Origin of the sequence: Acinetobacter sp. CIP 102637, assembly GCF_000368425.1 — a bacterium.
Taxonomy (GTDB): domain Bacteria; phylum Pseudomonadota; class Gammaproteobacteria; order Pseudomonadales; family Moraxellaceae; genus Acinetobacter; species Acinetobacter parvus.
This window is the reverse complement of record NZ_KB849435.1, coordinates 1,113,480-1,136,494: the sequence shown is the minus strand read 5'-3', so window position 1 is coordinate 1,136,494 and position 23,015 is coordinate 1,113,480. Positions and strand designations below refer to the sequence as shown.

General features: G+C 41.2%; 23 protein-coding genes and 4 pseudogenes. 15 read left to right on the top strand and 12 right to left on the bottom strand.

Features of this window, described 5'->3' with window-relative positions; all coding sequences use genetic code 11:
- Nucleotides 1-120 precede the first annotated feature (120 nt).
- Nucleotides 121-597, top strand: a complete 477-nt coding sequence (locus tag F967_RS08460) for a hypothetical protein (protein WP_004682385.1) — start codon at nucleotides 121-123, stop codon at nucleotides 595-597.
- Nucleotides 598-648: 51 nt separating this feature from the next.
- On the opposite strand, the gene accC is transcribed toward F967_RS08460, so the two are convergent.
- The 5 genes from accC to F967_RS08435 form a co-directional block, all read right to left on the bottom strand.
- Nucleotides 649-2,013, bottom strand: coding sequence for an acetyl-CoA carboxylase biotin carboxylase subunit (gene accC, locus F967_RS08455; RefSeq protein ID WP_010589275.1), 1,365 nt, complete (start codon nucleotides 2,011-2,013; stop codon nucleotides 649-651).
- Between the two features lie 17 nt (nucleotides 2,014-2,030).
- Nucleotides 2,031-2,450 (bottom strand): acetyl-CoA carboxylase biotin carboxyl carrier protein, encoded by a 420-nt coding sequence (gene accB / locus F967_RS08450; protein WP_004679741.1) that lies wholly within the window; start codon nucleotides 2,448-2,450, stop codon nucleotides 2,031-2,033.
- Between the two features lie 25 nt (nucleotides 2,451-2,475).
- Nucleotides 2,476-2,925 carry a type II 3-dehydroquinate dehydratase gene (gene aroQ / locus F967_RS08445; RefSeq protein WP_004682383.1) on the bottom strand — a complete coding sequence of 150 codons (450 nt, stop codon included), beginning with the start codon at nucleotides 2,923-2,925 and terminating at the stop codon, nucleotides 2,476-2,478.
- A gap of 679 nt (nucleotides 2,926-3,604) precedes the next feature.
- Nucleotides 3,605-4,645, bottom strand: a complete 1,041-nt coding sequence (locus F967_RS08440) for an ABC transporter substrate-binding protein (protein ID WP_004761328.1) — start codon at nucleotides 4,643-4,645, stop codon at nucleotides 3,605-3,607.
- Nucleotides 4,646-5,248: an ANTAR domain-containing response regulator gene (locus tag F967_RS08435; RefSeq protein ID WP_004761327.1), complete on the bottom strand. Its 603-nt coding sequence runs from the start codon at nucleotides 5,246-5,248 to the stop codon at nucleotides 4,646-4,648.
- A 577-nt stretch (nucleotides 5,249-5,825) separates the two neighbouring features.
- On the opposite strand from F967_RS08435, the gene F967_RS13855 reads away from it, so the two are divergent.
- From F967_RS13855 to F967_RS08415, 5 genes and pseudogenes are all read left to right on the top strand, one after another.
- A complete protein-coding gene (locus F967_RS13855) occupies nucleotides 5,826-6,023 on the top strand; it encodes a hypothetical protein (protein WP_004679734.1) in 198 nt (65 codons plus the stop codon).
- 104 nt (nucleotides 6,024-6,127) lie between these two features.
- Nucleotides 6,128-8,674 (top strand): nitrite reductase large subunit NirB, encoded by a 2,547-nt coding sequence (gene nirB / locus F967_RS08425; protein ID WP_004799315.1) that lies wholly within the window; start codon nucleotides 6,128-6,130, stop codon nucleotides 8,672-8,674.
- 11 nt (nucleotides 8,675-8,685) lie between these two features.
- Complete coding sequence (nirD, locus tag F967_RS08420) at nucleotides 8,686-10,305, top strand: nitrite reductase small subunit NirD (protein ID WP_004761324.1); 1,620 nt, start codon at nucleotides 8,686-8,688, stop codon at nucleotides 10,303-10,305.
- Between the two features lie 86 nt (nucleotides 10,306-10,391).
- Nucleotides 10,392-10,583: pseudogene (locus F967_RS13850) on the top strand (hypothetical protein); the annotation flags it as partial.
- 127 nt (nucleotides 10,584-10,710) lie between these two features.
- Nucleotides 10,711-11,196: a winged helix-turn-helix transcriptional regulator gene (locus F967_RS08415; protein WP_004682373.1), complete on the top strand. Its 486-nt coding sequence runs from the start codon at nucleotides 10,711-10,713 to the stop codon at nucleotides 11,194-11,196.
- Nucleotides 11,197-11,211: 15 nt separating this feature from the next.
- On the opposite strand, the gene F967_RS08410 is transcribed toward F967_RS08415, so the two are convergent.
- The 4 genes from F967_RS08410 to tusD all read right to left on the bottom strand — a co-directional run bounded on the left by F967_RS08410 (nucleotide 11,212) and on the right by tusD (nucleotide 12,653).
- Nucleotides 11,212-11,523, bottom strand: a complete 312-nt coding sequence (locus tag F967_RS08410; protein ID WP_004799312.1) for a TusE/DsrC/DsvC family sulfur relay protein — start codon at nucleotides 11,521-11,523, stop codon at nucleotides 11,212-11,214.
- A 70-nt stretch (nucleotides 11,524-11,593) separates the two neighbouring features.
- Entirely contained in the window at nucleotides 11,594-11,878 is a 285-nt protein-coding gene (locus F967_RS08405; protein WP_004682371.1) for a hypothetical protein, read from the bottom strand.
- An 11-nt stretch (nucleotides 11,879-11,889) separates the two neighbouring features.
- On the bottom strand, nucleotides 11,890-12,240 hold the full coding sequence (locus tag F967_RS08400) for a hypothetical protein (RefSeq protein ID WP_004682370.1): 351 nt from the start codon (nucleotides 12,238-12,240) through the stop codon (nucleotides 11,890-11,892).
- Nucleotides 12,241-12,284: 44 nt separating this feature from the next.
- Entirely contained in the window at nucleotides 12,285-12,653 is a 369-nt protein-coding gene (gene tusD / locus F967_RS08395) for a sulfurtransferase complex subunit TusD (protein WP_034431242.1), read from the bottom strand.
- 65 nt (nucleotides 12,654-12,718) lie between these two features.
- Between tusD and galE the strand changes: the two genes are divergently transcribed.
- The 4 genes and pseudogenes from galE to F967_RS13845 form a co-directional block, all read left to right on the top strand.
- Nucleotides 12,719-13,726 carry a UDP-glucose 4-epimerase GalE gene (gene galE, locus F967_RS08390; RefSeq protein WP_004761318.1) on the top strand — a complete coding sequence of 336 codons (1,008 nt, stop codon included), beginning with the start codon at nucleotides 12,719-12,721 and terminating at the stop codon, nucleotides 13,724-13,726.
- Between the two features lie 206 nt (nucleotides 13,727-13,932).
- Nucleotides 13,933-15,327 carry a class II fumarate hydratase gene (gene fumC / locus F967_RS08385; RefSeq protein ID WP_004799310.1) on the top strand — a complete coding sequence of 465 codons (1,395 nt, stop codon included), beginning with the start codon at nucleotides 13,933-13,935 and terminating at the stop codon, nucleotides 15,325-15,327.
- A gap of 134 nt (nucleotides 15,328-15,461) precedes the next feature.
- The gene (locus F967_RS08380; RefSeq protein ID WP_004799308.1) at nucleotides 15,462-15,953 is read left to right on the top strand and encodes a hypothetical protein; all 492 of its coding nucleotides are present in this window, start codon (nucleotides 15,462-15,464) and stop codon (nucleotides 15,951-15,953) included.
- Between the two features lie 90 nt (nucleotides 15,954-16,043).
- A pseudogene (locus F967_RS13845) lies at nucleotides 16,044-16,238 on the top strand (transposase); the annotation flags it as partial.
- 248 nt (nucleotides 16,239-16,486) lie between these two features.
- Here F967_RS13845 and F967_RS13840 read toward each other — a convergent pair.
- Nucleotides 16,487-16,588: pseudogene (locus F967_RS13840) on the bottom strand (transposase domain-containing protein); the annotation flags it as partial.
- A gap of 141 nt (nucleotides 16,589-16,729) precedes the next feature.
- Complete coding sequence (locus F967_RS08375) at nucleotides 16,730-17,509, bottom strand: ferredoxin--NADP reductase (protein ID WP_004679719.1); 780 nt, start codon at nucleotides 17,507-17,509, stop codon at nucleotides 16,730-16,732.
- 100 nt (nucleotides 17,510-17,609) lie between these two features.
- On the opposite strand from F967_RS08375, the gene tsaA reads away from it, so the two are divergent.
- From tsaA to F967_RS08350, 5 genes and pseudogenes are all read left to right on the top strand, one after another.
- Nucleotides 17,610-18,335 carry a tRNA (N6-threonylcarbamoyladenosine(37)-N6)-methyltransferase TrmO gene (gene tsaA / locus F967_RS08370; RefSeq protein WP_004757840.1) on the top strand — a complete coding sequence of 242 codons (726 nt, stop codon included), beginning with the start codon at nucleotides 17,610-17,612 and terminating at the stop codon, nucleotides 18,333-18,335.
- A 44-nt stretch (nucleotides 18,336-18,379) separates the two neighbouring features.
- Nucleotides 18,380-20,158: a type IV pilus assembly ATPase TfpB gene (locus F967_RS08365; RefSeq protein WP_004799305.1), complete on the top strand. Its 1,779-nt coding sequence runs from the start codon at nucleotides 18,380-18,382 to the stop codon at nucleotides 20,156-20,158.
- An 85-nt stretch (nucleotides 20,159-20,243) separates the two neighbouring features.
- Complete coding sequence (locus tag F967_RS08360) at nucleotides 20,244-20,609, top strand: NirD/YgiW/YdeI family stress tolerance protein (RefSeq protein WP_004757842.1); 366 nt, start codon at nucleotides 20,244-20,246, stop codon at nucleotides 20,607-20,609.
- Nucleotides 20,610-20,715: 106 nt separating this feature from the next.
- Nucleotides 20,716-21,375 (top strand): response regulator transcription factor, encoded by a 660-nt coding sequence (locus F967_RS08355; RefSeq protein WP_004799303.1) that lies wholly within the window; start codon nucleotides 20,716-20,718, stop codon nucleotides 21,373-21,375.
- 4 nt (nucleotides 21,376-21,379) lie between these two features.
- Nucleotides 21,380-22,713 (top strand): annotated as a pseudogene (locus tag F967_RS08350) (sensor histidine kinase).
- A 90-nt stretch (nucleotides 22,714-22,803) separates the two neighbouring features.
- Here the strand turns inward: F967_RS08350 and hemP are convergent.
- A complete protein-coding gene (gene hemP / locus F967_RS08345) occupies nucleotides 22,804-22,974 on the bottom strand; it encodes a hemin uptake protein HemP (protein ID WP_004679713.1) in 171 nt (56 codons plus the stop codon).
- Between the last annotated feature and the right edge of the window lie 41 nt (nucleotides 22,975-23,015).

Here is a 23,015-nt window from a genome sequence, read left to right as displayed (position 1 = left end):
AATCAAATAAATTGCATACTAAAAATATTGTGTTTATATGCTGTTATGATTGCGGGATTTTCTTTAAAAATATGCTAAGTTAAGCCACTGCAACGTTTAGATTACGACTTAATTAAATCTATGAAAAATATTTATATTATTGGATTGTTATGGGCTTGCTCAACATGGACTATGGCAGATACGGTTGTGAATGCGAAAACAGTGACACCCCAGCAAATTGCAAAAGCAAATGCAATTCGTGTCACCAGCCGCCCAGAAATTATGGGTTTATGGGGAATGGAAATTACCAATAACAAGAAATGTATCGAATATTATAACTTCCGTGGCATGAGTGATGTGGTGATAAAAAGTGGTCAGGAATGGTCTTATGGCCTGTATGATTACCAGCCCTCTGAAGATCACAAGGAACGTTTGCCTGCACTGATCTTACAGATTAAGTATGACAATAATCAGATGGACTGTTCTGGTCAGCAACAGGATCAAACAGGTGAGGTTTCACAATATTTTGTGAAATGGACGAATGACAATACCATTGATTTTTGTGCCAATGAAAAAGGCGAAAAGTGCTTTGCAACCTTACGCCGTGTTTTACCATAAAGAATCAAGATCAATAAAAAACCTCTTATAATTTTATAAGAGGTTTTTTATTTAAGCAGTTTCGGCCTGTTGTGCCAACTGTTTTAATAAATGCTTCTCAAGATAATGGATATCCATTGCCTGTTCACAGAAATTGGCATCCTGCAAAATCAGGTCTTTATGCAGTGGAATATTGGTTTTGATTCCTGTCAAAATCATTTCATCCAGCGCCTGACGCATACGGGCCAACGATGTTTCGCGATCTTTGCCATGTGCAATCAGTTTGGCAATCATGGAATCATAGTAAGGCGGAATGCTATAACCTTGATAAATATGAGAGTCTAGACGGATACCTGCGCCACCTGGTGCATAGAAAGTTTCAATTTTTCCAGGGGATGGCAAGAACGTGGTTGGGTCTTCTGCATTGATACGACATTCAATGGCATGACCTTTAACCTCAATTTCATCCTGTTCAAGGTTTAGACCTAAACCCGCAGCAATACGAAGCTGCTGTTCAATAATGTCCACACCTGTGACCATTTCAGTGACAGGATGTTCAACCTGTACCCGTGTATTCATTTCAATGAAGAAAAATTCGCCTTCTTCAAATAAAAACTCGAAAGTACCAGCACCGCGATACTGCATCAATTTACAGGCATTGACACAGGCTTCCAGAATATCTGCACGTGCCTGTTCTGGCAGATTTGGCGCAGGTGCCTCTTCCAGAACCTTTTGATGACGGCGCTGTAGCGAACAATCACGGTCATACAAATGGATTGCATGGCCATTGCCATCGCCAAGGATCTGAACCTCAACATGACGGGGTTTTTGCAGGAAACGTTCCATGTAGACGGTATCATCGCCGAACCACATTTCTGCATCACGCTGGGCAGCCTGCACAGATTCAAGCAAGGTATCGACACGCTCGACAATACGCATACCACGACCACCACCGCCAGCCGCAGCCTTGACAATCAATGGAAAGCCAATTTGTTTGGCTTCTGCAAGTGCGTTGTTGGGTGTTACCGCATGGGCAGAACCTGGCACAGTTGGCACCCCAGATTTCTTCATTGCCATGATTGCTGAAACCTTGTTACCCATCAGGCGGATATGTTCAGGACGTGGGCCAATGAAAATGAAGCCAGAGTTTTCAACAATTTCAGCAAACTCGGCATTTTCCGACAGGAAGCCATAACCAGGATGAATGGCATCCGCGCCTGTAATCTCTGCGGCGGTAATAATGGCAGGAATATTCAAGTAGCTTTCACTGCTTGCACCTGGGCCAATGCAGACCGCTTCATCAACAAAGCGTAGATGCATTAAATCCTTGTCGGCATCGGAATAAATTCCAACGGTTTTAATGCCAAGAGTTTTACAAGCCCGCGTAATTCGTAAAGCAATTTCACCACGGTTTGCAATGAGTACTTTTTGCAACATAGGAATCCCCAGACTCATTAGGCACGGTAGCGGAAAAGCGCTTGACCGAATTGAATCACTTCACCATTCTTAACCAAAATCTCTTCAATTACACCACTTTGAGTTGCCTCAATTGGATTCATGATTTTCATGGCTTCAATAATACCCAGAGTTTCACCCGCAGAAACTGTTTGGCCTACATTGACAAATGGGGGTTCACCTGGACTTGGTGCTGAATAGAAAACGCCAACCATCGGAGAGGTCTCAACCGCACCACGTGGTGTTTTTGCAGCTGGCGCTGCTGGCGCTGAAGTGATTGGTGCTGCAACAGGAGCCGCTGTGTATACAGGCGTTGGACGAGTCAGTGAAATGGATTGGTCGCCTTCCTTAACTTCTATCGCTTGTAAGTCAGATTCAATCATCAGGTCGATGAGTTTCTTGATTTTACGGATATCCATGACTGAGCATTCCTAAATGTGTAAATTAGTTAGAAGATTGAATTTTTTCGATGGCATAATCGAGTGCAAAGGAATAACCCCTGGCACCTAATCCACAGATCACGCCAATAGCTTTATCTGACAGGTATGAGTGATGACGAAATGCTTCACGGGCGTGAACATTTGACAAATGCACCTCAATAAATGGGATGGCAACACCAAGTAGGGCATCACGTAAGGCCACAGAAGTGTGGGTAAGGGCGGCAGGGTTGATAATGATAAATTTTATATTTTCATTTTGTGCCTGATGGATGCGATCCACAATTGCGCCTTCCCAGTTACTTTGAAAGGTATCCAGTGTCAATGACGAATTTTTAGCCTGAGCAGTGAGTTGCTGGTTAATATCCTCTAGGGTGAGATAACCATAGACTTCTGGTTCGCGCTTTCCTAGCAAGTTTAAATTCGGTCCATGAATCACCAAAATGGTTGAGCTCATTCAGCCTGCTCCAATTCTAAAACTGCAAATATGTTTTGCAAGATGTCTGCAAAGTTTGCTTATTATGGCACAAAATTCTGCAATTTTTTTATAATTTATTTTAATCTATGAAGAAAGTTGCATACCAAGCATGCTGCATATAATGAAAACTTTGCAAGGAATTGGCAATGTTAAAATATGACAAATTTTAGGGTGTTGTGCTTTTTCATTATTTTAAACTGAATTGCCACTTTTCGTTCATGGGATTTGTGTAACTCAATGGTCAAAATCGCCAAATGATGATTTTTAAACTACATGCAAACTCATCATAAATTTCAACCAGCATGTACGATTTTGATTCAATAAGGATTAATTTTTATCTTAATTTATTGTTTTTATTTATTTTAGTTGAAATATATTGTTTTGGATTAATTTATATGGATAGCATCTGTATTAGGTTTGGAACAGGCACAAAAGGTTTTAAAAAAAGTGATTGTTCGTTGTATAGCTTTAAAAAATTTAGAGTTGGCAAAAATGATGATTTTTTCATTTCGGGATGGCTGCTAATGACATAAAAATGTCCGAAAAAGATAACCTTTGTTAATTAAGATGGTGAGTACTTAAGAGATTACTTTTGATTGGCGTAATCTCTTATGGGTCTTTCAATGCTGTCTTTAATTTTAAAGACAGCTTTTTTTGCCTATTGTTTGATGGTCTGTAATGCGATGTGATGTATATCAAGCAACAAACAGTTTTGAGCCTGATGATTAACAAACATCACGTCCTGATCAGAACCATTCCATTTCTGCATTTGTTGAAACAGCCATTCAAAGTCACTGAGCTTGGGTTCAGCATTCTCTTGGACAAAATTCCGAACAATATTTTGAATGGTGTAGTATTTTTCGACATGCACTTCTGTAGAGCAGTTGAACTGAATCACATCAAACTCAATCAGTAATTGCCATATAGGTGCAAAATCATCTAGTTCCCGAAGTTCCTGCTGTGCTTTTAGAATGGTAGCTGTTAATACAACTAAAGTATTTGGATGTTGTTGTGCCCATTCCTGAGTCACAGCTAAAACCTTATCTGCCACATTTGGAATAATATTCTGGCTTGAACAGACAATATGGCTTAGTCCTTGCAGCTCAGCTTGTGTATTCCACGGTTCTCCCACGCAGAAACCATCAATCAGATGATTGCTCAAGGCTTCAACCATATACGGTGGGGGGAGTGTTTTCATTGAAATTGACTGGGCCAGTTCTGGATCGGCCAGTGCCAGCCATTCCCTTAAACAATAATGATGAATGGAATATTTAAACACATGGGCTAAGGCAACCGTATGATTCTGTTTGATATAACTGAGCAGTTTTTTTGCAGATGTCTCTGCGGAATTATGTTGTTGAATATCAAGCTCATAACAGAGTTTTTGGCTTAAACTAATAAATGCACGGTTTTCGCTCAGTACTAAAGGGGTTTGTAAGGCGATACCAGTTTGATCAGCACCTGCGGCTGCGGCTGGTAGCATGGCTGATAAACAATGCGCTGCATCCAAAAGTCCAAAGGCAAGACGGTCACGTAAACTTGCCCAGGATGCTTCTTTCACTAGTGTGACATCCAGTCCAGCATCATCAAAAAAACCACGATGTTTTGCCCAAAGCAGTGCAATACAATCCAGCAAAGGAATATAGCCAAGTTGCAGTTTAGTTTTTTCCACTTTCTTTAATTCGACTAAATGACTCATCTATTCATCCTTTAGCTGGCTATTTAATTGATTACTTAAAAGTTGTTGTGCATCGAGTAAACGGCGTGCCATTTCTCCAATAGTCATGCGATGGCTCATGGCGTTTTTGCGCAGTAATTGAAAGGCGGTATCTTCCGTTAAGCCATGCAACTGCATCAGCAATACTTTGGCCTTTTCGATATCCTTGCGGTCAGCAAGTTTGGTTTTGGCATCCTTAAGGTCACATTCCAGTTTTTTGTGCTTTTTATATTGTTCAATTGAAATATCCAGAATGGTATGCAGGCGGCTAGGATCAATACCATCTACAATATAGGCGGTAATGCCTGCATCAATGGCCTGTTTAATAGTGTCTTTATCAGTATTTTTGGTAAACAGGACAGTGGGCAGGTCAAAATTACTGACACAACTCTCAATCACATCACGGTGGGGATGGTCCATATCCAGCAGAATCACATCTGCCTGTAGATGTTCGAGTTTAAAAATATTCAGGTGATCAAGTGTAAAACAGGCAATCACATCGAAGTCGTGTTCAATCAAACACTTTTTGATGTACTCAGCCCGAGCCTGATCATCGTCAATGAGTGCAATTTTAAGTTTCGGCATAAGTGTACAGGGTCAACAGTAGATAGTTGCACATTTTAGGTCGTGCTAGGAGTAGATCTTATGGGCATTTCAACTGCGAAATATGAAAGATCCTATAATTTTTTAAGCAAAATTAATGCCATAAAGTATGTTTTTAATTGTCTTATTCGGTGCAATTGCTCTCTAACTTATATGGTTTATGCGCTTTATTGTATCGTTACCTCTCTATTCAAGAAATGAAAATCTGCATTTAGCTATGGAAAATAAGTTTGTGTTCGTTTTTAGTGCATAAAAAGAGTTATTTTAAAGCAGGGTGAATTGTGCTTTAAAACAGGTCAGTGCCTGCTAAGACGGTATGAGAATCCATTGGTTTATCTACCGATATTTATTTTATATCTATAAAGTTTATAAAAAACAAAGGTTAATAGTAATTATGTAAATGTGTTGTGTAAGTTGGCACAGCATTTGCTAATTATTCTGTAAGTCGAAGATGACTTTTTAAAATTGTAAGACGGCCAACGATGTCCGATCTGATCGGTTTGTTTACACAAGTGAATTGTGTCAGCAAAGCAGTATACGTTCAGTATGGGAGATGGCAATGTCTTTTTTATCTACAAATAAAGTAATCGTAAGCCTACTTAAAATTTTAGTTCCAGCGTCGCGAGCTCGCTCAACAGGGCGGCTCGCTTTTTTATCTGTTCTGGTGCCAGCTGCACATTATTCAATTTCGCAAAACATTTCCAGTTCTTTATCCGAATTACATGCCATGCAAATGCAAGCAATGGCGTGTGGATAAATTCTGCCTTGGTTTTGCAAATCCTTATACCAGATATATCAGCAACAACAGGAACGCAAGCAACCGCTAGCTGAATAAATAGAGAAGAATTGAGGAGAGACACAATGAAATTAGTGATGATTGGTCACGGTATGGTGGGGCACAAATTCATCGAAGCCATTCTGGAGAAAGCTGATGATAAACTGGAAATTACGATTCTTGCCGAAGAGCCACGTATTGCATACGACCGTGTACATTTGACTGAATATTTTTCAGGTAAATCAGCGAAAGATTTATCACTTGCTCGTTTCGATTTTGCCGATGCTCATGGTATCGATTTAAGACTAAACACCAAAGCCATCGCCATTGATACCGCTGCGCAAACGGTCACTACGAGTTTGGGCGATGTGCTTCACTACGACAAACTTGTACTGGCAACTGGTTCATATGCTTTCGTTCCGCCAATTGCAGGTAATGATCGTGAAAATTGCTTTGTATATCGTACCATCGAAGATTTAGATGCGATCCGTGCTGCAAGCCTAAACGCGACATCAGGTGTGGTGATCGGTGGTGGTTTACTCGGTTTGGAAGCGGCTAAAGCTTTACGTGATTTAAATCTTGAAACACATGTCGTTGAATTTGCTCCACGTTTGATGGCGGTTCAAATCGATGATTTGGGTGGTAAAGTATTACGCCGTAAAATCGAAAACTTAGGTGTAAAAGTTCACACACAAAAAGCAACGCAATGTATCGAAGCTGGCAATAATGCTAAGCATGTAATGAAATTTGCTGATGGTAGTGAGCTTGAAACGGATGTGATTTTATTCTCTGCGGGGATTCGCCCACGTGATGAATTAGCACGTTCAAGCGGTTTAGCACTTGGGGAGCGTGGTGGTATCAAGATCAATGATTATTGTCAAACATCCGATGAGCACATATATGCGATTGGTGAATGTGCGCTTTGGGACAATAAAATCTATGGTCTCGTTGCGCCGGGCTATGACATGGCGCGTATTGCAGCCAAGCATATCTTAGCTGAAGAAACACATTGTTTCGCTGGTGCTGATATGAGCACTAAGTTGAAATTGATGGGTGTAGATGTGGCATCGGTTGGTGATGCACATGGCATGACACCAAATTCGCTTAGCTATTTCTATGCTGATGAAGATGCATTGGTTTATAAGAAAATCGTTGTAGATGCAGATAAAACCAAATTACTGGGTGCTGTACTCATTGGTGATGCAAAAGAATATAACGATCTTCTGCAAATGATGCTGAATGGTATCGCATTGCCAGAAACACCTGAAAGCTTAATCATGCCAGGATTTGCTGATTCTGGTGCGAAGGCGGGCGGTAGCGGTGTTGATTTACTTCCAGACAGTGCAACGATTTGTTCATGTAACAATGTATCGAAAGCAGATATTTGCCAAGCTATTTGTGATGGTTCCACCTCTTTAGGTGCTTTAAAGAAATGTACTAAAGCAGCAACAGCATGTGGTGGTTGTGCGCCATTAGTTACTCAAGTTTTAAAGTCTGAGTTACAACGTCAAGGTGTAACGGTTAATAACCATGTATGCGAACACTTCCCGTACTCACGTCAAGAGATCTATCACTTGGTGCGTGTCAATAAAATCAAAACATTTGATGATTTGATTCAACAACATGGTCATGGTTTAGGTTGTGATATCTGTAAACCAATGACAGCAAACATTTTGGCATCGTGCTGGAATGACTTTGTATTGGAACCAACGCACGCAGGTTTACAAGACAGTAATGACTATTACTTAGGAAATATCCAAAAGGATGGTTCATACTCAGTTGTACCGCGTATGGCAGGTGGTGAAGTCACGCCAGATGGTTTGATTGCGGTAGGTCAAATTGCTAAAAAATATAACCTGTATACCAAAATTACAGGTGGTCAACGTGTTGACTTATTTGGTGCGCAACTGCACGAGCTACCATTTATTTGGGAAGAGTTGAATGCAGCAGGCTTCGAGTCAGGTCATGCTTATGGTAAATCATTGCGTACAGTGAAATCATGTGTAGGTAGCACTTGGTGCCGTTATGGCGTAGATGATTCTGTTGGTTTAGCGATTGAATTAGAAAACCGCTACAAAGGCTTACGCTCACCGCACAAACTAAAAATGGCTGTGTCGGGTTGTACGCGTGAGTGTGCTGAAGCACAAGGTAAAGATGTTGGTGTCATTGCGACAGAAAAAGGTTGGAACCTATATGTGTGTGGTAATGGTGGAATGAAACCACGCCATGCAGAGCTTTTAGCTTCTGATCTAGATACTGAAACTTTGATTCGTTATATCGACCGCTTCTTTATGTTCTATATCCAAACAGCTGATCGTTTACAACGTACGAGTGTATGGCGTGACAACATGGAAGGTGGTTTAGATTATCTCAAAGCTGTGATTGTCGATGATTCGCTTGGTCTTGCAGAAGAACTTGAAAATCGCATGGCACATGTAATTGGAACTTATCAAGACGAATGGCGTACTGCGGTAGAGAATCCTGAGATTCGTAAACGCTTCCAAACTTACATTAATGCAAGCGCTGAAGAGCAAGCTGATCCATATATTCAATTTACTGAAGTGCGTGATCAGATCCGTCCATTAAATGAAGCTGAACGTTCAGTTGATCGTATCCCGATGGTAGAAGCATAAGGAGAATCAAAATGACAAATCTAAAAGACATGAATATGCTTCCAGAAAATCAATGGATTGATGTGTGTCATCTTGATGACATCACGCCAAATACAGGTGTAGGTGCACTTATTGCGGGTCAATCCGTTGCTTTATTCCGCGTAGGGAACGAAAAACGTATTTATGCATTAAGTAATAAAGATCCGTTTAGCCAAGCAAATGTAATGGCGCGCGGTATTATTGGTGATTTGCAAGGTGAGCGTGTTATTGCCTCACCGATTTACAAACAACACTTCAGTTTAGCAACAGGTCGATGCCTAGAAGATAAAGATCAAAAGCTTTCTGTTTTTCCAACCAAAATCGAAAATGGTCGAGTTTGGGTAGGTACTGTTCCGCAAAAAACTTATATTACCAATAATGGTGTTTCTCAAGAAAAACTGAAGCTCGTTTTGATTGGTAATGGTTTGGCTGGAATGCGCTGTCTAGAGGATTTACTCGACATGGCACCTGATCGTTATGATGTGACGGTGATTGGTGAAGAGCCTTGGGGTAACTATAACCGTATCATGCTTTCACCCGTGCTTTCTGGTGAGAAAACCATTGATGACATTATGTTGCATCCACATGCATGGTACAGCGATAAGGGCATCAAATTTATTGCTGACGATCCTGCTATAAAAATCGATCGTACTCGTAAAGTAGTGCATACACAAAAAGGCGAAAGTGTCGATTACGATCGTTTGATTATTGCAACAGGTTCATCTCCATTTATCCCACCTGTACAAGGCGTGGATTTGAAAGGTGTAATCAGTTTCCGTGATATTTATGATGTGAATACCATGATTAAATATTGCGAAACGAAGAAAAATGCTGTGGTGATTGGTGGTGGTCTGCTTGGCTTAGAAGCAGCTTACGGTCTCAAGCAACGTGGCATGAATGTCACTGTTCTTCATTTGATGGATCGCATTATGGAGCGTCAGCTTGATGGTCGTGCGAGTCGTATGTTGCGTCAAAGTATTGAAGAAAAAGGGATTAATATTATCACTGAGGCAAATACTGAAGCATTGATTGGTAAAGATGGCCATGTTAACCAAGTACGTCTGAAAGATGGCACAGTGTTGGATGCCGACCTTGTCGTATTTGCTGTAGGTATTCGTCCAAATATTGCTTTGGCTCAAAGTGCTGGTTTACGTTGTAATCGTGGTATTTTGGTCAATGATACGATGCAAACATTTGACCCAAGTATTTATGCAGTAGGTGAATGTATTGAGCATCGTAATCAGACTTTTGGTCTCGTCGAACCATTGTGGGGACAAGCATTTATCTGTGCAACACACTTGGCAGAACACGGTAGTTTAACTTTCAAATCACCAACCGTTCCGACTCAGCTTAAAGTGAGTGGTGTTGATGTATTCTCGGCTGGAAATTTTGAACCGAAAGAAGATTACGAAGACATTATCCTGAATGATGAAAAACGACAAATATACAAGCGTATCATTATTCAGAAAGATAAAGTCATCGGTGCGGTACTGTTCGGTGATACTGAAGATGGCATGTGGTATGCGGAATTGATTGCAGATCAAACACCAATTTCAACATTTAGAAATAAATTGTTATTTGGTAAGGATTTTGCAATGAAGAAAGCAGGTTAATCATCTTTGGGGTTTAGGTTCCTCGGTGCCTAAACCCAAACAGAACGTGAAATTCAGGCATAGATGAAATAGGTGAAGGGGCAGTCATAAACAATATTCAAAATTTAGAACACAGTCGCTCCGATCAAGCAGAAACAATCATTACAAAAACAACATGTCCCTATTGTGGGGTTGGATGTGGTGTTGATGTCACGGTAAATCATAAAGCACAAGGAACAACGGTTCAGGTTGCTGGTGATTTGGAACATCCATCTAATTTTGGACGCCTTTGTATTAAAGTAGGGTAATTTGTATCTGGTGACCAAGATACATTAGTGTATATTTTATATTGATTCACTTTTTAGTGTTAGGGTTCAAGGTGTGGATTATATACCTTATAAGTTTGAAAAATGATGGGTGATAATAATGAAATGGGATGAGATTGGCGATCAGCCATGTTCAGTGGCGCGGACGCTTTCAGTATTGGGTGACCGTTGGACCATGCTGATTTTGCGCAACGCATTTATGGGTATACGCCGTTTTGATGAGTTCCAGCGTAGTTTGGGAGTTACGCGTCATGTCCTTTCAGAACGGTTAAAACGTCTGGTTGAATATGGAATTTTAACCAAAGTTCCCTATGTGGAGCGTCAGGAACGTTTTGAATATCAACTTACCGATAAAGGGTTGGACTTGTACCCGATTATTCTGACAATGGTGCAATGGGCCGATAAATGGATGGACATGGGTTTGGGCAAACCGATTGAATTTACTCATAAAACCTGTGGACACAAATTTAGTTCTAAGGTTGTTTGTTCAGAATGTAATGAACCCATTGATGTAAAAGAGGTAAAGGTCGCTGCTGGCCCAGGTTATTTTGCGTTTATGCAACAAAAGCAAAATAGTGCCTCATAGATCATTTTCAATGATCTATAAACAATTGGCAGGTTTGGGAACGCCAGCCAAGCGACTTAAATGTCGAGCCACTAGACCTGTATTAAACTTTTGCTGTAGCTCAGCATTACTGATTTCAGGGCTTACTGTTTTCATGAGAAATTTGATCAACGGACGTGTTGCAGGTGAATGTCCAAACTGCTGATAAAACTGCCGTACAGCATTGAGAATATCAAAGTGCCAATCTGTCAGCTCTAAATCGAGTGATTTAGCAAGTTCCTGTGCAACTTCTGGATTCCAAATGGTGTAATCAACTAAATGACCGTCTTGGTCTAACTCTAACCGCATAAAATAGCCTAAGTAGGGGCGTATTGTATACGCCCAATAATTTATGGGTATCACTCAATTAACGATATATTCATTTCAACGTAATACAACGTTGAAACTTTAATACTAAATTTGCAAATTGAGCATATTCCAGAATGTTTACACGTTTTTTAAGACCATACTGCAATAGGCTTTGTTCATTGCTTAGACAATAGATATTCGGGTAAGTATCCACAACGGCATCTGTGACTTGTAAGACTGAATCACCCATCATCACAATATGGTCATCCGCTTTTGCCATGTGTGCTAACTCATCTAAAATTTTATTGACATTGTTATAAGGAGATTGGACGAGAAACAAGGTTGAATTTTTCATGAGCGAATCCCTTACCAATACAGTACATGATCAAATGACTGAATAAATTCAGGATGAATATCAATAAATTCAATATCCTGATCTGTATTTTTGACGATAGCTAATTGTTGATTTTTGCTTTCAACCAAAATTGGGGTTAAATCGTAAAACTCAAAACTTTCCACCATATTGGCGGCAATTTTAAAGGCATGCGTGAACTGATCGAACGCTAGTTGATTGTTCAATAAACTCAGTGCGGCATCTTTTAATAATACTTTGACAGAAATACCAAAGGTTGCTAAAACCATAGTTGCAGACAAGCTTTCATTGACCTGCAAACTGGTTAAATTAGGCTGCGTTAGGATGACGAGTACAGTTTTCACACAATTTACCTTTTAAAAGCAACACGCTATATAAAGAACTTGATCTAGAATTGAATTAGACGAGAACAGCTTTGTACGGCATCAGCAAGTTCTCCAAGCCCAACCAGCTCAAAACCCTGGGCCAGGTTGTGCTGCTGAAGTGAATGACGTTGTGCATTGCTGGCATCCGTGATTCCCCGAGCAAGCGCGGCACTGACACAGACAGGGAGTCGAACGCCAAGCTTTTGCCATTCCAGTTTCAGGTTGCGCTGATCATCAGGAAACCACTGTAAATCGTTGGCAACCTGAACACCGTCCTGGTAAAAGAAGACACGAAATTCCTCATGCTTATTTTGTAATGCCTGTGCTAAACCAAATGCATGCCAGGCCATCATTGAAGTAGGTGATGAGGTAATTAACAGTAGTGTACTCATGGAACATTCACTATGGTCATAGGCAAAAATAAAGATGGACATATTAAAAAGAAGGTAATTATACAATGATTTTGGTGACAGGTGGTTTAGGCTTTATCGGTTCACATATTGCTTTGAGTTTGCTGGCTCGTGGGCACGAAATCGTCATTGTTGATAATCTGGCCAATTCCACATTACAGACTCTGGAACGTCTGGAATATATTTCAGGCATGTATATTCCTTTTGCAAAGCTTGATGTACGCAACACGCCTGCCTTAAATAAGGTGTTTGAACAATATTCCATAGATGCGGTGATTCATACTGCAAGCTTTAAATCGCTGGAGGAATCGGTTTTAAAACCTCTTGAATATTATAATGATAATGTCAGTTGTATCATGAGCTTATTACGTGCCATGCAACGCATGGGAGTGAGACAGCTTATCAACCTATCCAGCGTGGCGGTCTATGGAAAGTCTGATTCGGAACTTTCCGAGGAGACTAAATTTAATTATCACTATGCTAATCCCTATATTCGTACCCAGCAAATGGTGGAGGATATTATTGCGGATACCTACAGGGTTGACCATGAATGGAAGATCATTAACCTGCGGTTATCCAATATTGTCGGTGCCTTTGAACATGGGGTATTGGGTGAATATGTCGTTCAATTACCGAAGAATATTGTGCCTCTAGCCTTGCAGGTGGCCGCAATGCAACGTGATTGCATTGAGTTGCAAAATCAGGCACAGACTAAAGATGGTACGGTTGAACGAAGCTTCTTGCATGTGCTGGATGTTTGTGATGCCGTACTGGCAGGCTTAAAGTGGCTGGAAACACAGGTTGGCTGTTTGGAGGCATTTAATATCGCCCACTCAAAAACCACCTCTATCCTAGGTTTGTTAGATGAAGTTGCCAAAGTAACCCAATCCGAAATTCGGGTTCAGCCCGCAGTTTATCAACATGAGGAATTGGCTCAACTGGGGGCAAACATTGATAAGGCAGAAAAGGTGCTTGCATGGACACCGAAACGATCCTTAACACAAATGATTGGAGATGAATGGCGTTTTTACCTAAATACGTTAAAAGGTAACTAAGTCTGCTATCGCTTTATGATTACGAATACAGTCCATTAAAGCTGGCAATATGTTTTAGATAATGATTATTATTTACATTTTTAAGCCATTTGGGGATAATACGGCGGTTTGTTGAATATCCTTGATGAACATTCAATATGAGCTAGCCAAGGCATCTATTTGCTTCAGCCCGTGAAAATTCTTACCAAGATAGAGCAGAGGTTGTTATGCACATACGAATTGAACACGATACCATGGGTGAAATTGAGGTTCCAAATGAAGCCTTGTGGGGCGCGCAAACGCAAAGAAGTTTACAAAACTTTAAAATAGGTCAGGAGCGTTTACCCCGTGCGATGATTCGTGCAATGGGACTTGTAAAAAAAGCTGCTGCCATCACCAATGCAGAACTTAAACAACTGCCTGAAGAGTTAAGTCAATATATTGTGGGTGCTGCTGAAGAAGTCATTGCTGGGCAATGGGATGCTCAGTTTCCATTGGTGGTATGGCAGACAGGTTCTGGTACGCAAAGCAACATGAACTGTAATGAAGTGATTGCCAATATTGCTAACCAGAAATTAGGGCAAGCTTTGGGGGCGCAAAAACCTGTCCATCCAAACGATCATGTCAACCGTGCGCAATCCACTAATGATTCTTTCCCAACCGCGATTCATGTTGCCGCAAGCCTGCAAATCAATGAATTACTAATTCCTGCGGTTGAGAAACTCAAACAAACTTTACAACGTAAATCTGAAGAGTTTGATGATATTGTCAAAATTGGACGTACCCATTTACAGGATGCGACCCCATTAACGCTAGGACAAGAATTTAGTGGTTATGTGTCGCAACTGGACCATGGCTTAAAGCGTCTACATCAGGCGCTTGAGGGTTTATATGAATTGCCTTTAGGTGGAACGGCGGTGGGAACAGGACTCAATGCTCATCCTGACTATGCCGTAAAAGCCGCAGAACAATTAGCTGGGCTGACAGGCCTACCATTTGTAACGGCACCTAATAAATTTGAAGCCTTGGCAGGGCGTGATGCGGCAGTATTCGCTTCTGGTGCATTAAAAACTTTGGCTGCTAGTTTAAATAAAATTGCCAATGACATTCGCTGGTTGGCAAGTGGTCCACGTTGTGGTTTTGGGGAAATCCGTATTCCTGAAAATGAACCAGGCTCAAGTATTATGCCTGGGAAAGTAAACCCGACACAAAGTGAAGCCATGACCATGGTGGTGGCTCAAGTCTTGGGCAATGATACGACTATCAATATTGCTGGTGCGTCTGGTAATTTTGAGCTCAACGTGTTTATGCCAGTGATTGCTTATAACTTGTTGCAATCAATCCAGTTGCTTGGTGATGCATGTAATAGTTTCAATGACCACTGTGCGGTAGGAATTGAACCAAACCGTGAGAAAATTGATTATTTCCTGCATAACTCACTGATGTTGGTGACTGCACTCAATCCCGTCATTGGTTATGAAAACGCTGCCAAAGTCGCCAAAACAGCGTATAAGGAAAATAAGACCTTAAAACAGGTTGCGGTTGAACTAGGCTTGGTAACTGCGGAACAATTTGATGAAGTGGTTCGTCCTGAGCAGATGATTGCACCGAGTAGTAAATAATCATGAGTGGTAGGGGCGTATGGTATAGGCCCTTATTGTTTTGAGAGGCGTGTGATGGTTGCCCTTGCGAAGTGTACTTCTCTCCTGCAAGTGCGTACAATATCCGTTTGATTGACTAGACCATTGCTTTTATTATGCTTAATATTTATTTGACAGATACTCAAACTCATATTCAATATTCTGGTCTGTCTCATGAAAATCCTGTCAAGTTTTTGTTGAATCTAAAGAAAATTTTTCCAAGTACGGCAGACCTTTTGTTACCTGTCTTACCAGAAGACAATAATCTGGAAAATGTGACATGGGAAGCAACGGCCAAAGATTTTGAAGTTTTTAAAAAATTACTAGAGTGCTGGGGCATTATTGAGCTTCGTTTAAGTGCAATTACCACCTATAAAGATAAAAAATTTGCCAATGAATTGGTAAAAAAAGCTCAAGTTAGACGCAAGCAAATTTCCCAGAAATATCCTGAACTCTCAATTATTGCTTTGGATTATATACTCATGCATGAAATTCATGCCTTAATTGATGCTGAATTGGTCATGATTGGGGAAAAATTCTATTTGCCGACTTTGCGTGAACAATGGAAAAGTCTGTTCTCAGAGCAAATTCTGCAATGTAAATTATAAGATGGGTAACGTGAATTCGGGATAAGGACGTTGTAAAAAGATAGGCATTTAAGTCAAAATTTAATCATGACAAAAAACAATGATCTCAAAATGCCTATCGATACACAGCTTACAACACTTTTCTGCCTAATTGATGATTTCTGCACTGATATTTCAGAGCGGGTTGAGCAATACATGCTCACTTGTGGCAAGATTAATCATATATTTGCCGATAGTGCAACTCGGGGGAAAACTTCTGTCGATTGGTTTTATGGTTTTAAGATTCATATTTGCTGCTTTAACATTATATGCTTTGATGCTTGTAAATGGATATAAGTCTGGGATTCAGCAGATTTTAAAACCGATTGAATTAAAATCTGCTTAAACCAAATTCACGTTGGGTAAGCAGACTTAGGTCTGCTTTTTTATTGACTCATCTTTATAGAACCACATGGTTATTGTTCTACAAACAATTACAAGGTTTTAGTGGCTGTATGTTTAGGCGTAAGCCCCCGCTGAACCCCATGCCTATTTTTTTAATTCGGTTCAGGTTTCTAGCGGTGTGGTAGCAATTCTTCTATTTGGGTCACTTTATGGGTCGGCAGCCTTTTCAGCACATCACTGAGATAGGCATACGGATCCAGTCTATTCAGCTTTATTCGATTTTCTACTTTTAAACTCAATTATTTTTTTGGGGGATTACCTTTCAAATCTTTGTGCAACAAAGCCTATTTCAAATAAAAGTTAAAATAAAAAACCGAGGTATTACCTCGGTTCTTTTGTTCATCATGAAAAAGTTATTTTTCTACAAAAGCACGTTCAATCACATAATCACCCATAACACCCATACGTGGTGATTCAACCAGGCCATGTTGATCAAGCAGGGCAGCCACATCTTTCAGGAATGCTGGGCTACCACAGAGCATGGCACGGTCTGTCTCACGGTTAAAACGTGGTAAACCGATTTTTTCAAACAGTTCACCAGTTTCAATGGCAGTGGTGACACGACCTTGTGTATGGAATGGCTCGCGGGTTACGGTTGGGTAATAAACCAATTTATCCTTGATGCCAAGCTCTTCAAAAAATTCATTGTTTGGCAATTCATTCAGGATTAAATCCTGATAGGCAAGCTCTGAAACATAGCGAGTACCATGAACCATGATCACTTTCTCAAACTTTTCGTAAGTTTCAGGATCACGAAGCAGGGAAAGGAAAGGAGCAAGGCCTGTACCAGAAGATAAAAGGTATAAATTTTTACCTGGTAATAAATCGTCGTGTACGAGCGTTCCTGTTGGTTTTTTAGAAATCAGGATTTCATCACCAACCTGTACTTTTTGTAAAATGGAAGTCAATGGACCGTCTTGTACCTTAATTGAGAAGAACTCCAGTTCTTCTTCATAATTCGCGCTTGCAATCGAATAAGCACGCATTAAGGGCTTGCCATTCACTTCAAGACCGATCATGACGAATTGACCATTTTTGAAACGTAGACTGGTGTCACGTGTTGTTTTAAAACTAAAAAGTGTGTCATTCCAGTGGTGAACATGAGTAATGCGTTCAACGTTAAAAGCAGCCATTCAAGGTCTCGATCACAGTTAAAAGAAACAGGTTGCTATTCTAATCTAAATTCATTCTCGATAAACTGAATATATTTAATTGTGTTTATAAGAAAAAGTGATGAGCAATTCAGTTGAGATGCCGATTATCGGTTACATGCACTCTCCCTACCGTGAAAAGTTTGGTATTCCGAGGCAGCCAAATCTGGTGCAGGTCGAGTCTTATATGGAGATGGTGGCACCTTATAACGATATTTTGGCATTCGAGGGAATTGAGGCATTTAGCCATTTATGGCTGTTGTGGCAGTTTCATGAGAATAAACAAAATGATAATGCACCAAACCAAATAGCTGGATTTCGCGCGCAGGTACGTCCACCACGCTTGGGTGGAAACCAGAAAATGGGGGTGTTTGCTACCCGAAGTATGTATCGTCCGTCTGCAATTGGTTTGTCTGTGGTGCATTTTTTACGAGTAGAAAAGCAAGGGAAAAGCGTGCGACTTTATGTAATGGGTAGTGATTTACTACATGGCACGCCGATTCTGGATATTAAGCCCTATATCCAGTATTCGGATGCAGTGCCAGATGCAAGTAGTGGTTATGCCCAGGATGAGCCTGTACGTAAATCAGTGATATGGACGGAAACTGCACAAACACAACAACAGCAATTACTAAAGCAGGCTATTTTAAATAAAAAGGTATTCGATGAACTGGAACAGGTGTTATCTTTAGACCCTCGTCCTGCCTATCAGGAAGATGCTGAACGAGTTTATGGAATGTGTTTTGCAGACTTGAATGTTCGTTTTAAAGTCGATGCAAGCAATGTCACAGTCATTGCTGTGGAATAGGCAACTTAAAAATATAAAATCATAAATTTGGGGATTTGACGGTTATGCAAGCGCAGGCAAAATTTGCAAGTTTTTCTTTTTCAATTGATGTGACGTGGTGTCTGGAACAATTACAAAAAGATGGACGGATTACTGAACGGGATAAACTTTTTATTCAAACTACACATCGGCAAAAAGACCAGTTGAAATGGCATCCCTTACAGTGGGTTGCCAATTTTAATTTAAAGGATCAACTTAATCCTGCCACAACCTTAACCCTGAATCGTTTATGTCAGTGGTTAGCTGAAAAAGCCGAAGTTCCCTTATTTGTGATTGATCCACTAAAAGCTGATGTGGCGGCATTAACCAGCGTTATGTCACAGGAATTTGCGGTACGGAATCATATTCTGGCCATTGAAGTACATTCAGATCGGATTTTGATTGGGACAGATCAGCCGTTTTTAACGGAATGGCAGAATAATCTGGAGCGTAGTTTAGCGCCCAGAAAGATTGAACGAGTGTTACTCAATCCTGAGCAATTACAGCGCTATCTGGTGGAATATTATCAGGTTAGTCGTGCGGTCAGTTCATCACAAAACACCAGTGCCTTTGACCGTGATAATAAAGGCGTTGAGGCCTTGTTACAGTTGGGCGATACCCAGAATCCCGATGCCAATGACCAGCATATTGTCAAATTGGTGGACTGGGTGCTGCAATTTGCCTTTGAACAGGGGGCTAGTGACATTCATCTTGAACCCCGAAAAGACAAGGGTAAGGTGCGTTTCCGTATTGATGGCGTGTTACACACCATTTATAACATGCCTGCCAATACACTGACTGCAGTGATTTCCCGTATTAAAATTCTGGGTCGGATGAATGTGGCGGAAAAGCGTAAACCACAGGATGGACGTCTAAAGACACGAACACCAAAAGGTCAGGAAACCGAATTGCGTCTCTCCACTTTGCCAACTGCCTTTGGTGAAAAGCTGGTGATGCGTATTTTTGATCCAGAAGTATTGGTACGCAGTTTTCAGCAGTTGGGTTTTGAGGGACATCTCTTACAAAGCTGGCAACAACTGACCCAGCATAGCCACGGGATTATTCTGGTGACAGGGCCAACAGGTTCTGGTAAAACCACCACACTTTATTCATCGCTTAAACAACTGGCAACGGAACAGGTCAATGTCTGTACCATTGAAGACCCGATTGAAATGCTGGAACCAAGTTTTAACCAGATGCAGGTCAATCCAAACATTGAGCTAGGCTTTGCCGATGGGGTGCGTGCCCTCATGCGTCAAGACCCTGACATTATTATGGTTGGGGAAATTCGTGACCATGATACTGCCAATATGGCGATTCAGGCAGCTTTAACAGGACATTTGGTACTCTCAACCCTGCATACCAATGATGCGCCATCTAGTTTGACCCGTTTGCATGATTTGGGGGTGCAGCCATTTTTGACCGCAGCCACGATTTTGGGTGTATTGGCACAGCGTCTGGTGCGTCGCCTTTGCCCGCATTGCAAACAGGAAACAGCGATCAATGAGCAGCAATGGGAACACCTGACTTTTGACTATATGATGGATATGCCCACCACCATGTATAAGGCCGTGGGCTGTGAAGTGTGTCGCCAAACGGGTTATAAAGGGCGTGTCGGGATTTATGAGTTTATGCCAGTCAGTCTGGAATTAAAGTCCATCATTAGTGCGAATGGCACACTGGATCATTTACGTGCGCAAGCCAAGAAAGAGGGTATTGAACCGTTGCGTATTGCAGGGGCACGCAAGGTGATTGAGGGTATGACCACACTGGAAGAAGTGCTTCGGGTTGTGCCATTAAATTAAGCAGTTTTTAGTTCTTCAGATTCACCTCATCTTGTTTTGTTTTAATGACCATATCGAGATGATCAACAAAGATGAGGAAATTAAAATGAACGTATTTTCTAAAGTTGCTGTAATTGCAGGTCTGGTTGGTGCGACAACATTTGCGGTTGCGAATACGACAGCAGTCAATCAGCAGGCATTGGCGCCTACACAAATTACTACGGTGAAACAGGCATTGACCTTAAAAAATGATACGCCTGTTAAGCTTAAGGGTTATGTAGTCAAAGCAACAGGTGATGAAAAATATCAGTTTAGCGACCAGACAGGCAGCATCACCGTCGATATTGATGATGATTTATGGCAAGGGCAACCTGTTTCAGCCAAAACTCCTGTGACCATTATTGGTGAAATCGACATTGATTATAAACCGACCAAACGTGTAGAAGTCGATGTAGATCAGGTGAAATTCTAATCATTGAAATATCATCAAAAACCACATGTTTAGCATGTGGTTTTTTGCCTGTTGCTTATTTAAAAGCCATGATGAATATTAATGGATCAGACAAGAGTGCGGCTTTATGCGAATTTTACTGGCTGAGGATGATGCCTCTCAGGCGGAAAGTATCAAGGATTGGCTGGAACTGGATGGCTATAGTGTCGATTGGGTAGAACGGGGTGATCATGCGATACTGGCGGCTGAGCAGCATCAATATGATTGTATCCTGCTGGATCGGGGTTTACCCAAGGCTTCGGGTGATGACATTCTAAAAAGCATTCGCCATCAAAACGCCAATACGCCCGTCATTTTTATTACCGCCAAAGATGCCATTCATGATCGGGTGGAGGGGCTGGATTTGGGTGCCAATGATTATCTGGTTAAGCCATTTAATCTGGAAGAATTGTCAGCACGGGTGCGCACACAACTGAGGCAACACCAGACTCAGACAGGCCAGTATTTGACTTTTGCCAATCTCCAGCTTGATCCGCAAGCCAAGACCCTGACGCAAGCGGGTCAAGTCATCAACCTGACTGCAAAAGAATTTCAGATTTTACATAAATTAATGCAAAAACCAGAACATATCCTGACCCGTGAGCAACTGGAAGAATCACTGTATGCCTGGGGCGAGGAAATCGAGAGTAATGCCATCGAGGTGTATATCTACCAAATTCGCAAAAAAATTGGCGGACAATATATCAAAACCATTCGTGGTTTAGGCTATCGGATGCATCAGGATTAAGTTTATGAAAGTGGTGTCGCTACAAAACAGGCTGATTAAAACCTCACTGATTAGTTCAGTGATTGCGGGTTCTGTGGCATTGCTTCTATTTGTGGTGATTTCAATCTATCAAACCATGCAGGTTCAAGATGAAATCATGGATGAAATCTCAGATATGTTACTGATTGCTGATCTGACCTCAACTTCGGGGCCGCAGATTGATGAACTGAGTGACCAGTTTGATATCCAGTATCGCCTGAGCTACCAGCAACAGATTCTGGCCCAGTCCGAGGATTTTCAGCTTGAGCAACAGTATTACACCTTAAATACAGGTGATGATCAATATAGCTTTATCTGGCAGGAGCGACAGCTCTGGCGTAGTTATCGGGTGGAAGATCACCAGTCCCACATGCAGGTATTGCTATTACAACCTTTGGGTGATCGCTTTAAAGAATTGATGCATAGCTTTGCTGGTATTCTGTCATTCTGATCATGTTGTGGCTGATGCAGTGGATCATGCTGCATGTTCTGGTCAAACGGCAGTTTAGGGCGATTCATCAATTATCCGATCAAATCTCGCAGAAAAACGCAGATGATCTAACGCCAATCCAGTCCTCCAGCATTGAATTTAAAGAATTGCAGCCGATGCTGGGGCAGTTAAATCACTTGTTGCAACGTCTGGATCAATCGCTAAAAGCCGAACAGCGTTTTACTGCGGATGCCTCGCATGAATTGCGCTCGCCCTTATCCGCGATTCAAATGCGTTTACAGCTTTTACAACGTAAATATCCAGAACGCGCCACTGATTTTGCCTCCATGCAACAGGATATTAGTCGAGGGACCCAAACGCTGGAAAATTTGCTATTGCTGGCACGTTTAGACCCTGAATATGCTGAAAACCTTCCCAAGACACATTTTGCCTTGCACACGGTGATTGACGAGGCGATTCAGGCTCTAACACCCTTTATCAAGCAAAAGGCAATCCAGATTCAGCAGCAGATGGTAGTGGTAGAGCACGAAGATATGATTTTTGCCAATCAACAACTGATTTTTACCTGTATTCGTAATGTGCTGGACAATGCCATACGCTATACGCCAGAAAAAGGCTGTGTCTATATCGCTTTAGATAAGCAGGGACAGTATTTACAGCTTATTATTGAAAATGAGGGACAAGGTATCGACCCAGAACTATTGCAGCATTTGGGAGAACGTTTTTATCGTGCGTTGGGAACCAAAACCCAGGGATCAGGCTTAGGCTTATCCATTTGTAGGAAAATTATCGAACTACATCATGGGCAAATGGAATTGTTGCCATCTTCATATGGCGGATTAAAAGTCGTGATCAGATTGCTTGTCTAAAGCTTTATTTTGGTTTCTAGATGAATTAAAAAGCAGTACGCGCTGACATACTGCTATTTCCACGTTTATTATTATCCGATTACTATTATTTTACTTGGTTAAAATCAGACGGTTGTTACGGGTGAGGCGTAGGCGATACTCTTCACCAGCGTGCATAATGCGAATTTCGCGGCCTAAGGCAAATAGGTTGTTTGAATGCAGCATTGGTAAGGATTGAGTTGCATCAGTGCTACGAGTAAATAGGTTAAATGGTGCGTTCATTTGTTATGCTCCGTGGTGTATTATCTATTTTTTAAATGATA